The organism is Chryseobacterium sp. DT-167, assembly GCF_058310155.1.
In genome coordinates this window covers 152,679-165,349 of sequence record NZ_JBZEEQ010000006.1, presented here as the reverse complement: position 1 = coordinate 165,349, position 12,671 = coordinate 152,679, and the positions used below count along the sequence as shown (strand labels likewise).

8 protein-coding genes are annotated in these 12,671 nt (G+C 37.6%); all 8 read right to left on the bottom strand.

All coding sequences use genetic code 11. From position 1 onward, the window contains the following. Positions 1-87: 87 nt before the first annotated feature. Positions 88-948, bottom strand: coding sequence for a carboxylating nicotinate-nucleotide diphosphorylase (gene nadC, locus AC4FQ5_RS10255; RefSeq protein ID WP_491142994.1), 861 nt, complete (start codon positions 946-948; stop codon positions 88-90). Between the two features lie 19 nt (positions 949-967). Next, positions 968-2,545 (bottom strand): L-aspartate oxidase, encoded by a 1,578-nt coding sequence (nadB, locus tag AC4FQ5_RS10250; RefSeq protein ID WP_491142992.1) that lies wholly within the window; start codon positions 2,543-2,545, stop codon positions 968-970. A gap of 30 nt (positions 2,546-2,575) precedes the next feature. Beyond that, positions 2,576-3,205 (bottom strand): NAD(P)H-dependent oxidoreductase, encoded by a 630-nt coding sequence (locus AC4FQ5_RS10245; protein WP_491142990.1) that lies wholly within the window; start codon positions 3,203-3,205, stop codon positions 2,576-2,578. Positions 3,206-3,335: 130 nt separating this feature from the next. After that, complete coding sequence (locus AC4FQ5_RS10240; protein WP_491142988.1) at positions 3,336-5,603, bottom strand: FIDD domain-containing protein; 2,268 nt, start codon at positions 5,601-5,603, stop codon at positions 3,336-3,338. 212 nt (positions 5,604-5,815) lie between these two features. Beyond that, on the bottom strand, positions 5,816-8,065 hold the full coding sequence (locus AC4FQ5_RS10235) for an FIDD domain-containing protein (protein ID WP_491142987.1): 2,250 nt from the start codon (positions 8,063-8,065) through the stop codon (positions 5,816-5,818). 172 nt (positions 8,066-8,237) lie between these two features. Then, positions 8,238-8,714: a ribonuclease HI gene (rnhA, locus tag AC4FQ5_RS10230; protein WP_491142985.1), complete on the bottom strand. Its 477-nt coding sequence runs from the start codon at positions 8,712-8,714 to the stop codon at positions 8,238-8,240. 75 nt (positions 8,715-8,789) lie between these two features. Then, positions 8,790-10,379 (bottom strand): replicative DNA helicase, encoded by a 1,590-nt coding sequence (gene dnaB / locus AC4FQ5_RS10225; protein WP_491142983.1) that lies wholly within the window; start codon positions 10,377-10,379, stop codon positions 8,790-8,792. A 156-nt stretch (positions 10,380-10,535) separates the two neighbouring features. Next, positions 10,536-12,605: an FIDD domain-containing protein gene (locus AC4FQ5_RS10220; RefSeq protein ID WP_491142981.1), complete on the bottom strand. Its 2,070-nt coding sequence runs from the start codon at positions 12,603-12,605 to the stop codon at positions 10,536-10,538. Between the last annotated feature and the right edge of the window lie 66 nt (positions 12,606-12,671).

Here is a 12,671-nt window from a genome sequence, read left to right as displayed (position 1 = left end):
TATAAATAATATGAATTTTAACGTGAAAAAAATCATATTATTTAATTTTTAACAAATGGCGCGTGTTTTTATTAAATATGTAATGTTTTACATAATAGCTTTTAAACTTAAATCGATATTTTTAGCAGAATGTGTAAGTGCTCCTGCGGAAATAAACGTCACCCCTGTTGCAGCAATGTCTTTTAACTGATCTCTTGTAATTCCTCCTGAAGCCTCACTTTCACAAGACCCGTTAATTAATTTAACGGCTTTTTTCATCATATCAACATCCATGTTATCAAGCATGATTCTGTCAACTTTTGCCTTAATGGCTTCCTGTACTTCTTCAAGATTTCGGGTTTCAACTTCTATTTTAAGTTTTTTCTTTGTTTTTTTTATATAATCTTTCGCCATTTTCACCGCGTTGGTGATGCTTCCGTTATAATCAACATGATTGTCTTTTAACATGATCATGTCGTACAATCCATATCTGTGATTGGTGCCGCCACCGATGGCAACTGCCCATTTTTCACAAACCCTGAAGTTGGGAGTTGTTTTTCGGGTGTCCAAAAGCCTGGTTTTTGTACCAATCAATCTAGAATCCCAATCTTGGGTGAGTGTAGCAATTCCGCTCATTCTTTGCATACAATTGAGTACTAGTCTTTCAGTAGATAATATGGAACGTGCGCTTCCGGTTACGATAAAAGCTACATCGCCGGCTTTTGCGGTCTCACCGTCTTTGATGAATCTTTCTACTCTTAAATCTTTATCAAAAGTCTTAAAAATAATTTCTGCCAATTCAACCCCTGCCAAAATACAGTTTTCTTTTACCAATAGTTTTGCACTTTGCTCCAGGTCTTTTGGGATTGTAGACAAAGTAGAGTGATCGCCATCCTGAATGTCTTCTTCCAAAGCATTTTTGATGAACTGTTTTAAAACTTTATCGGTTGCGTAGTTGGGTCTTTTCATTATTTTCTTTAATAATCTATTATGCTTGTACTAAATCCTTATTATAAAATGCGCCTTTGTTTTTTGTCATTTCCATCGACTGGGTGATGATAAGGTGTGCAACAGTTGTTAAATTTCTCAATTCTGAAAGCTGCGGCGAAAGAATAGAGTAGTGATAGATTTCGTCAACAGCTGCTGCGATTTCCTGATGCTTTTGGAGCGCCATTTTCAGACGTCTGTTGCTTCTTACAATTCCCACGAGATCGCTCATCATTTCCTGAAGCTGTTTTCTAAGGTATGATACGATTACCATCTCGTCAATGATTTTCATTCCTTCTTCATTCCATTCCGGAACGGCTTTCAGGTCATCAAAATTAAAATTATTTTCTTTGAGTAATTCTACAGTTTTCATTGCGGCATTATGACCAAAAACCAAACCTTCCAAAAGTGAGTTTGAAGCCAGTCTGTTGGCTCCGTGAAGCCCGGAATTGGTGCATTCTCCTACAGCGAATAAATTATTGATAGAAGATTGCCCGTCTTTGTCAACTTCGATTCCACCCATCAGATAATGACATGCAGGAACAACCGGAATCAATTGAGTGAAAGGATCGATGCCTTCATCTTTACACTTTTTATAGATGTTGGGGAAATGTTCCAGAAATTTATCATGATTCATCTCTCTACAGTCAAGTCCTACGAATTCGTCTCCCGTAACTTTCATTTCTGCATCAATAGCTCTTGCTACAATATCTCTTGAGGCCAGCTCTTCACGCTCATCATACTTATGCATGAATTTTTCACCTTTTTTTGTTCTCAGTTTTGCGCCGTCTCCACGTACCGCTTCGGAAATCAGAAATAACATTCCGTCAAGCTTACTGTACAGCGCAGTGGGGTGAAACTGATAATACTGCATATTGGTCACTTTTCCTTTTGCACGGGCAACGAAAGCGATTCCGTCCCCGGTTGCAATAACAGGATTTGTTGTGTTTTTATAAACGTGTCCTGCTCCACCGGTTGCAGCTAAAGTGATTTTTGAAGTAATTTTCTTGATTGTTTTAGATTTTTCATCTAAAATATAAGCACCATAACAATTGATTTCGCCTTCATTCAGTTCTTTTCCGGGAACATGATGTTGCGTAATGATATCAATAACGTAATGATGATCAAGAATTTCAATATTAGGGCTGCTTTTTGCGGTTTCTAATAATGCTCTTTCGATCTCAAAACCGGTAATATCCTTATGGTGCACGATTCTGTTTTCTGTGTGACCGCCCTCTCTTCCTAAAGCAAACTCACCATTTTTCATGTCAAAATTGGCGCCCCATTCCACGATTTCATTAAATCTTGCGGGGGCTTCTTTTACCACCATTTCTACAACATGACGTTTGTTTTCTCCATCTCCGGCACGCATGGTGTCTTCGATGTGCTTTTCAAAATTATCATTTTTAGAATCTGTAACAACGGCTAAACCGCCCTGAGCATACTTTGTGTTACTTTCATCTTCGTCAGATTTTGTTACAATGATTATTTTGGTGTCGGGAAACTGCTCTGAAACTTTTATGGCATAAGAAAGTCCGGAAATTCCGGAACCAATCACTAATACATCCGCTTTTATCATATTCTTGCTTTAAGACAATCGTCTAAATATTTACATAAATTTAAACAATTTTTCGTTTGGTTTTCTTACTTTTTTCATGTGCTGGAACTGATCTTCTTCCGACCGGTAGCCTAAAGCAAGTGTTACAGTTACTTTTTCTTTTGTGTTATCTATATCTAAAATTTCTTCGATGAGATCTTGTCTGAAACCTTCCATCGGACAGGTGTCTATATTTTCAATGGCTGCAGCGTACATTAAATTTGCCAATACAATATATGATTGCTTTTCTGCCCAGATCAGAATATCATCATGCTCCTGTCTGCTAAAATGCTTTGTGATACTTTTTCTGAATAAATCTAAGTTTTCTAAAGGGTGTTCTCTCACTTCGGAGATATGATTGAAATATCCGTCGAGATAGTTTTCTTCAATATTTTTTTTGGACACGAGTACGATAAGATGTGAGCAGGTGGAAATTTGTGAAGGGTTATAAAAAGCAGGTATTAGCTTTTCTTTCATTTCTTTGGTCTCAATGACCAATATTTTATAAGGCTGAAGCCCCTGCGAACTTGCCGCCAGTTTTCCCGACTCAAGAATGTTGAGAAGTATCTGCTGTGGAATGATTGATTCGGGATTGAATTTTTTTACAGAATATCTTCTGCCTAAAGCTTCCAAATAATTCATAAAGACAAATTTAAGAATTGAATATGAATAAAGAGAGTTTTGTGCCGAAATTCTATTTTTAAATTTATAAATAAAAAAACCGCTCCTTTTTACGAGAGCGGTTTCAATATAATTAAGGTATGAAAAAAAATTAATCTCTGTTTTTTACCATAATCCAGCCTGAGAATTTGACAGGAGTTTTGTTTTTGTTGTTTTCATTCCATGTTACAGAATACCAATAACTTCCGGTCGGTACTTTTCTGCCATTGGCGGTTCCGTCCCAAATGTATCTGTTGGTTTTGTCACCTTGATGAAGCTTAGAACCATATCTGTCATACACGTTGAAGGTCAAATCTAATTTTCCTTCTAAGGCAGAATAATCGATGAAATCATTCTGACCATCCCCGTTTGGAGTGATGACGTTAATAAGATTCGGCACGGTAATATTTACTTCAATAGGTTCGCATTCATAAGTATCTCTCACATAGATTTTATGCAAGCCTCTCGAAATTTCGGTAAATATGTTAGAATCCTGCCAATGAACATTGTCCATAGAATATTGATATGCAGGAGTTCCGCCATTTACATTGACGGTAATTGTTTTGTTCGAGATATCAATGTAAGTTACAACAGGTTGTTCTGAAGCGTAAACTTTTACCGTTTGTGTTGAGGTACAGTCACCTGTTTTAAGTTTTACCCAATATGTTCCTACTCCCACATTGGTAATGGTTTGGGTTGTTGCTCCTGTACTCCATTCATATCCTGAAAATCCGGAACCTGCATCTAAAGTTGTTTTATCTTCGATACAGATTATTTTATCAGTCAATACTGTAGAATAAACTGGCGGAATTACAATTAAAGTCACTTTCGCAACAGAGAAACATCCGTTTGCGGTGAAAACACTGATATATACAACTCCGTTTGGAGCGGTGTATGTTGCCGGATTCCCGATCTCATTTGTTCCGTTTAGAGCATCCGTGAGCGAAGGATAGTATTTTTTTGTCGTTCCTGCCTGTGCCGTAACGTTTGCACTTATCAGGTTGAATACTCCTAAAGAGGGATTGGTTGGTTCCGAACAGGCTCTTAATGTTGCATCAGTTACCGTTACGACCGGAAATGTGTTGAGAGTGATGATCGCATTATCTACGCAACCTTGCGGAGTTGTTACCTTGACGTGAATCGTAGTGCCCTGTGCAGCCGGAAAAGCTGCAAAGTTCATGATTTGGTTTGTTCCCGCATTTAAGCTTGCAAGAGTAGGATAGTATTGTTTGGTGACTCCGGCCAACGTTGTCACAGCGGCGTCATTAAGATTGAATATTCCTACACCGGCATTGTTATTATTACATTCTGTGAGCGATGCGTCAACTGCTTCAAACGGAGTTGGGTTTAGAATGATTCTTGCATCACCATTATCACATAAAGTCGCCGAGGGATCTTTAATAACAACCGAGATCGTTGTATTTCCTGTATACTGAAAGTTGGTAGGCGTTGCAATTGGTGTCGAGCTTCCCAAAACATAATAAGTGATAATGTAATTGGCAGGATTGTTTACAAATTGAGTCGCATAAGAAGTCAGATCAACAAAACCGTTTCCTGTTGAAGGATTGGTGCATACAAAAGGAGTGATCGTATTTTGAAGAATTGGAACTTTATCAATGAAGATTTTAGCATTTTTAATTGAATGTCTTGCGCTTGCTGCTCCGGTTCCTGCTGAAAAACCAAAGTATCCTGTTGTCATCCCTATTGCTCCTCCGGAAGGGGCAAAAGATTGGTTAGTAATTACCACACCGTCTATTTTGATCTGAATAATCCAGTTAACGGGATTAGCCGGATCAACCTGTCCGTTTACCTCAACGTGTTTGTAAGCAGGTCCTACAAAAGGTTGTGTCGTCTGCAAATCCGGAGAGTGAAAGGTGCTTCCTGCTGTTACATTGTACTCTATATTGGGGCTTCCGGCAGGAGTATTGTTGGTACCATATAAAAGGTGAACTTTGCTCATCTGTCCTTCGGTGGAATTGTTGAAGATATCAAAAGCCACCATCAATCCGTTTGCATTTGCAGGAATACCCAATCCTCCGCCTGTTGTAAATGCGGTTGGCGGGTTTGAAAGATACCAGAAAGTCAGTCCATCTCCTCTTCCGTATGCAGTGGTTCCGTTTCCATCGATTCTGAAATCAAACTCTACTTTCCACTTATCACAGTATTTTAAGTTGATAGGATTTGAAAGTTTGATGGCGCCAAATTGACTCGTTTGGTCAGGCGTAAGCTGCACAAAGTCATTGGGTACTGTTGCCGAAGGAACAATATCCCATCCTGCCGTATTTACAGGATTTCCTGTTAGTTGATATGTCTGAGCAGAGGTATTCTGAAAGAAAAGTAAAAACAGGACTGAAAAATAAAATAGTAATGTTTTCTTCATTTTATTTAATTAGTTTATTGGTTGAGATTTTAGTTTTATTTTAAATATAATTTATTTTAAGACGGTTATAATTATCAATAATTTATAAATTTTATTTTTGTTTTGGTTTTTTTTGTATAAAATTCTCTTTAAATCGTTATTTGTATTATTTTTTTTATTCGCATTGACTGTAACAAAAAATCACTCCAGATAAGGAGTGATTTTTTGAGTGTTTATTCTCTGTTTTTTACAAGTACCCAACCGTTGTATTTTGTTTGGGTGCTGTTTGCATCGTTTTCGTTCCATGTGATGCTGAACCAGTAAGTACCTGTAGGGATTTTTTTTCCGCCGGAAGTTCCGTCCCATTTGAAGTTTCTCATTTTGTCAGCCTCGAATTTTTTGTTTCCGTATCTGTCGTATACTGTGAATACTAAATTTTTCTTATATGCTAGAGCGGTATAATCGATGAAATCATTTATATTATCCCCGTTTGGAGTAATTGCATTCAGAAGATTAGGTACAGTAACCTGTACTTCAACGGGTTCGCAATTGTAGTAATCTTTTACGAAAATCTTGTTTTCACCTCTTGGTAATCCTTTGAAAACATTAGAATCCTGCCATGTAATTCCATCTAAAGAATATTGATAAGGTGCTGTTCCTCCGTTTACGTTTACAGTGATGGTGTTATTTGTAATATCTAAACTTGCAATTACAGGATTTGAAGATCCTTTCACTGTTACATTTTGAATTGTATAGCAGTTTGCTGTTTTCAGTCTTACCCAGTACGAACCTACCGGAACGCCTTGTATTGACTGAGTTGTTGCGCCTGTGCTCCATTCGTAACCGTCAAACCCAGGTCCTGCATCTAATGTTGTTCTGTCATCAATACAAATGATTTTATCTTTTAAAACGGTAGATTTTACAGGAGGAATTACCTTTAGTGTGATCTTTTTAATGATGAAACAATTGCTGATTGCAGTCACTTTTACATAAACATCTGAACTTGTGGAAATATATGTAACTGGATTTATAATTTCATTGGTTCCTGCTAAAGCATTAGCCAAAGTAGTGTAGAACTTTTTAGTTATATCGGTCTCTGAAGTTATGTTTGCTGAGGTTAGATTAAATAAGCCCAAAGTTGGAGTTACATCAATAGAGCAGGCTTCTAAATTGCCATCCGTAACTACAGGCAGTGGAAGGAAGTTTAGTGTAATCTGTGCTGTACCGGTACATCCCTGAGGAGTAGTTACTTTCACATAAACAATTGTGGGGGCGGATATAAATGCGGTAGGATTGGTAATCTCATTGGTTCCTGCATTGAGATCAGCCATCGTTCTGAAATATTTTTTAGTAATACCCGGAACTGAACTTACATTCGCTGTAGTAAGATTAAATGTTGCTGTAGTTGCATTATTGTTATTACATTCAGAAATTGTTCTGTTGGTTGCCGTAAATGGGGACAGTGAAAGCTGGATCTGTCCATCTGGGTTATCACACAGGATTCCTGCATTATCTTTAATAAATACATTTACCGTTGTGTTTGCACTAAACGGATAATTCGTAGGAGTGGTAATTGTGGTACCTCCTACGGCATAAGTGAATGTATAATTGGCAGGTGTGGCAACAAATTGCGGATTAAATAAAGTTAAATTTGCATTTGCAACTCCGGTAGTAGGATTCGGGCAATATGATTGCGTAACGGATGGTTGTAAAATGCTTACTTTATCTGTATAGATTTTTACATTTTTGATAGAATGTCTTGATCTGTTTCCTCCGGTAGATGCTGAGAATCCAAAATATCCCACCGTCATTGCAGCTGCTGCTCCGGAAGGTGCAAAAGACTGGTTGCAGATTACCGTACCGTCAATCTTTATCTGTACAATCCAGTTGGCGGGAATCGCCGGATCTACCTGTGCATTTACTTCAACGTGTTTATAAGTAGTCCCCTGAAACGGCAAAGTCGTATTCATGTCTGGTGAATGAAAAGAACTTCCTGCAACATTGAAAAACTCTACATTGTTGGTATCGGTCGTGTTGACTACCTGTCCGTAGGCAACGTGTACTTTACTCATTACCGCCGTTGTGGTATTGTTGTAGGTATCAAAACCGGCAATGAAACCGACTGCATTCTGGGAAACTCCCAATCCTGATCCTAAAACACTTGCCACAGGAGGATTTGCCAGATACCAGAAAGCAAGACCGTCACCGTTTGCAGTTTGGTTAGAATCCATCCGGAAATCAAATTCTACTCTCCATTTATCACAAAATTTCAGGTTGATAGGATCGTTTAGTCTTATTGATCCTGACTGGTTATTTGTATCCGGAGTAAGCTGTATAAAATCTGTATTGACAACTGTAGGCGCAACCATCGTCCAGCCGGTAGTAGTTACTGGGTTCCCTGTGAGCTGATATGTTTGCGCACTGAGTGTTCCGGAAAGACAAAAAAGAAATATGAAAAAACAAAACAGTAGATTTTTATTCATTGATCATTGTACTTTATGATTAGACGCGTAAAGGTATTAAATCCTGATCAATAAATGCAGATTTAATGTTAATTTTATGAAAAAATTTACTTAAATGGTAAAATATGTCGTGATTTATAAAAGAATAACTAAAATATTTAATCTGAAGTTAGAATGATTCAAAATTTATCTATTAAAATAATGAATTATTGTCAATATTCTCAAAATAAGAATCGATTTCAAGATTAGGCGCATTTGCCGCTGCCACAGCCAATTTGTCGCAGAGTTCATTTTCAAAATGGCCTGCATGACCTTTTACCCAATGCATTTTTGGCTGATGCTGATTAAAAAGGGCGATAAAACGCTTCCAGAGGTCAGGATTTTTCACGTTTTTCCAGCCTCTTTTTATCCACCCGGCGATCCAGTTTTGGTTGATGGCGTCTGAAACATATTTGCTGTCTGTGAAAATATGAATGTCATTTTCAGTAGATTTCAGTTTTTCCAAAGCGGTGATTACAGCCAACAATTCCATTCTGTTGTTGGTGGTTTTTCTGAAACCTTTTGAGAAAGTTTTCTGATAATTTTTTTCAGGAACTTTCATGAGGATTCCGTAACCTCCTTTGCCGGGATTCCCGCTGCATGCGCCGTCTGTATAGATTTCAATTCTCAAATCTTTGGTTTTAGACTAAGGTTCAGTTTAATCAATAAATTGGATGGTCAAGTTTATGTAAGCCTATGATTTGAATTAAAAAGGAAAATCATCCTCATCATCCAGATCATTCATTGAAGAGCCAGAAACTTTAGAGTTATCCGGCAAGTCAAATGCTGCACCGGGTTGAATTGTAGTTTTTATTTTTTCAAAACCGCTCGGTTCAGATGATTGGTTACCACCTGAAGGATATCCGTAATCGTTGTTTCCATATAAATCAAGATCACCAAACTTCGCAAAATGCTTCATAAATGAAAGTCTCACATCGGCTGTTGCACCATTCCTGTGTTTAGCTATGATAAGTTCTGCCTGGTTTTCGGTAGAAGATTCCTGTCCTTCTTCATCGTTGTCCCAAACTGCAATTTTATAATATTCTGGTCTGAAGATAAACGATACAATATCCGCATCCTGCTCAATAGCTCCCGATTCCCTCAAATCTGAAAGCTGAGGTCTTTTTCCGGGACGGGTTTCTACAGTTCTTGACAGCTGGGAAAGTGCAATTACAGGAACATTCAATTCTTTTGCAATTGCTTTTAAAGAACGAGAAATCATTGCGATTTCCTGTTCACGGTTTCCGCCTCCTTTTCCGCCGCTGCTTGCGGTCATCAGCTGGAGATAATCGACCATGATGATTCTTACCCCATGCTGCATTACCAGTCTTCGGCATTTCGCACGGAAGTCAAAAATCGAAAGGGAAGGAGTTTCGTCGATATATAAAGGAGCATTTTCCAGTTCTGAAACGTTGGAGAACAGTCGTTGCCATTCTTCATCGCTCATTTGTCCTTTTCTGAGTTTTTCTGAAGAAATTTTAGTTTCAGAAGCGATCATCCTGGTGATCAGCTGTACAGATGCCATCTCGAGAGAGAATAACGCCATCGGAATCTTGTGACCCACCGCAATATTTCTTGCCATAGAAAGCAAAAATGCAGTTTTCCCCATCGCCGGACGTGCAGCAATGATAATTAAATCTGAATTTTGCCAGCCTCCGGTTTCTTTATCAACATCGGTAAATCCTGACGGAACTCCGGAGATTCCTTCTTTGTCTTTTAAAGATTTAATCGTATCAATAGCTTGTTTTACCAATGTATTTGCAGTATCAAATCCTTTTTTGATGGTTCCGTTGGTGATTTCAAAAAATGATTGTTCGGCTTTATCTAAAAGTTCAAAAACGTCGGTAGATTCTTTATAAGAAGTATCAATAACGTTTGCTGAAACATTGATTAAACTTCTTAGGATATATTTTTCTAAGATGACACGGACGTGATATTCGATGTGGGCAGAAGAACTCACCCCCATTGTCAGTTCAATAATATAATGATCACCACCTGCAGAACTTAATTTATCAGTTTTTTTAAGTTCCTGAATAACGGTCATCAAATCAACAGGACTGTTTCCTTCGTACAGTTTTAGAATAACTTCAAATATCACCGAGTGTCTGGGATCGTAAAAAACTTCGGGTGTCAAAAGGTCAATAGAGTGATCAAGCCCTTTTTTATCAATTAAAAAAGTACCTATAACCAGTCTTTCAAAATCTACTGCATTGGGGGGCATTTTTCCATCTGCAATCGACAATTCTCTGGCAAAGTTTCCTTGTGTAAGAGATGATAATGTTTCTTTCTGCGCCATGCTGCAAATATAGTTTATTTAAAAAATAATTTTGAAGTGAGTAATTAATATTTATTGTTGATAACTTATAAAATCACAATATTAAAAGGTTGTTGAGTGATGTTAATAAAAAAATCACCCCGTTTCTGAGGTGATTTTAATATGATGAAAATAAATTTATTCTCTGTTTTTTACCAATATCCATCCGCTGTATTTCGTCTGGGTACTGTTTGCATCGGTTTCAGTCCATGAGATAGTGTACCAATATGTTCCGGTAACGATTTTCTTACCGCCTGAGGTTCCGTTCCATTTGTAATTTCTCATCCTGTCTGATTCGTAAATTTTGTTTCCGTATCTGTTGTAGACGGTAAAGATCAAATCTTTTTTGTAAGCTAAAGCTGAGTAATCTACCTCGTCATTTACATTATCTCCGTTTGGAGTGATCGCATTTACCAGATTCGGAACTGTCACCTGAACTAGAATAGGATTACAATCGAAAGAATCTTTTAAGTAGATTTTGTTTTCACCTCTTGGAAGATTGTTGAAGATGTTTGAGTCTTGCCATGTAATACCATCCAATGAATATTGATAAGGAGCTGTTCCGCCTGAAGCATTCACTGTGATGGTGTTGTTTGTAATATCTAAACTGGCAATTACTGGCTGTTGTGCAGCGTAAATATTTACCTGTTGCAATGTAAAACATTTACCTGTTTTTAATTTTACCCAATAAGCACCAACAGGTACGCCTTGAATAGTCTGTGTCGTTGCGCCTGTATTCCACTCATATCCGTCAAATCCTGGTCCTGCATCTAGAGTGGTTCTGTCTTCAATACAAATAGTCTTATCTTTTAAAACTGTAGATTTTACAGGAGGTAAAACTTTAAGAGTGATTTTTGTGATTGCGTAACAGCCATCTCCACTGGTTACTCTCACATACACTTCACCATTTTCACTGATATAGTTGGTGGGATTTAAAATTTCATTAGTTCCTGCCAAAGCATTGACCTGAGTTTTAAAGAATCTTTTTGTGCTGCCTGTTTGTGTCGTAACATTTGCTGAGGTTAAATCAAATACGGCATTTGTGATAGCATTTTCGATATAGCAAGATTCTAATGTTACAGGAGTTAAAACAACAACTGGGTAATAATTTAAAGTAATTTCAGAATCATCTGTACAGCCTTCTACAGAGGTTACTTTTACATAAATTGTTTTTGGTGCAGAAGACACATAAGCGGTTGGATTTGTGATTGCATTGATATTGGCATTAAGGTCAGCCAATGAAGTATAGTATTTCTTCGTTGCTGTTGCATCTGCAAAAACCGGCGCAGTAGCCAGATTAAATGTTGCAGAGCCTTCGCCATTGTTGTTACAGGCAAAAATAGTAGCGTTACTTGCAACGATATTTCCTTGTTTAAATTTAAAAGTTCCTAGCTGAAAACATCCGTTTATTGGATTGGCAGGATCTGCAGGATCTGTATATTTTAATCTATAATAATAAATTGTTGTCCCGTTTATTAATGCAGTGGTAAGTGGTGAACTTCCTGTGATGGCATTGTTTTCTGTATCATGATAAGTAACGGTGAAATTAGCATTTCCATTGATGATACCAGCAGAAAGAGTTGTAAAATCAAACTGCATTGGTAATGCACACTTTAATATTTCGTTGGGGGCATTAGGAGTTGCGCTTGGTGTACCGGGAGTTATAAAAGGGTTAGGAGTAAGTGCCGGATTATTAAACGCTGAAGTCAGAGTAGCCGTACCTCCCCAATTTAAAGAAAAACCAGTTTGCGACTGAGAAAAGTTATCAATAACCAGATAATAAGTCTGACCTGCAACCACATCCATATAACTGCTCCACTGTCCAAAAGTACCGCCATTGGGGTCTGTTGATGTTAAAGAAAGTCCCGTTGGTCCATCGGCTCCTGAATAATTACATCTGATTGGATTTCCTAGCGTGGTGCATGTTAAATTTGGTCCATATACACCAAAATCGTAATCGTCTGCAAATACAGCAGGGTCAATAGTGAAAGTTAAAGTTCCCGATGTAGCAATGGTAAAGGTATACCAAACAGTATATCTTTCATCGGTTGACAAGCATCCTCCAAGCTCTTCAGCAATATTTCCATCATCTTGTGAATTATATGAAAAACCAGAGTTTCCACAAACAGGAATCGCTGAAATACAGTCAGATTGCGAGTAAAATAACTGCGATATTATTAAAACAAAAAAGAGTAGTAATTTTTTCATGTGAAATGAATTTAAAGCAAATTTAAAAAAAATAATGCATTTAGGTTTAAAATGTAAAGAAATCGC

Bases quoted from the DNA above. Each gene is read 5' to 3' on its own strand.
- nadC (WP_491142994.1), bottom strand. From the start codon at position 948: ATGAAAAGACCCAACTACGCAACCGATAAAGTTTTAAAACAGTTCATC.
- nadB (WP_491142992.1), bottom strand. From the start codon at position 2,545: ATGATAAAAGCGGATGTATTAGTGATTGGTTCCGGAATTTCCGGACTT.
- AC4FQ5_RS10245 (WP_491142990.1), bottom strand. From the start codon at position 3,205: ATGAATTATTTGGAAGCTTTAGGCAGAAGATATTCTGTAAAAAAATTC.
- AC4FQ5_RS10240 (WP_491142988.1), bottom strand. From the start codon at position 5,603: ATGAAGAAAACATTACTATTTTATTTTTCAGTCCTGTTTTTACTTTTC.
- AC4FQ5_RS10235 (WP_491142987.1), bottom strand. From the start codon at position 8,065: ATGAATAAAAATCTACTGTTTTGTTTTTTCATATTTCTTTTTTGTCTT.
- dnaB (WP_491142983.1), bottom strand. From the start codon at position 10,379: ATGGCGCAGAAAGAAACATTATCATCTCTTACACAAGGAAACTTTGCC.
- AC4FQ5_RS10220 (WP_491142981.1), bottom strand. From the start codon at position 12,605: ATGAAAAAATTACTACTCTTTTTTGTTTTAATAATATCGCAGTTATTT.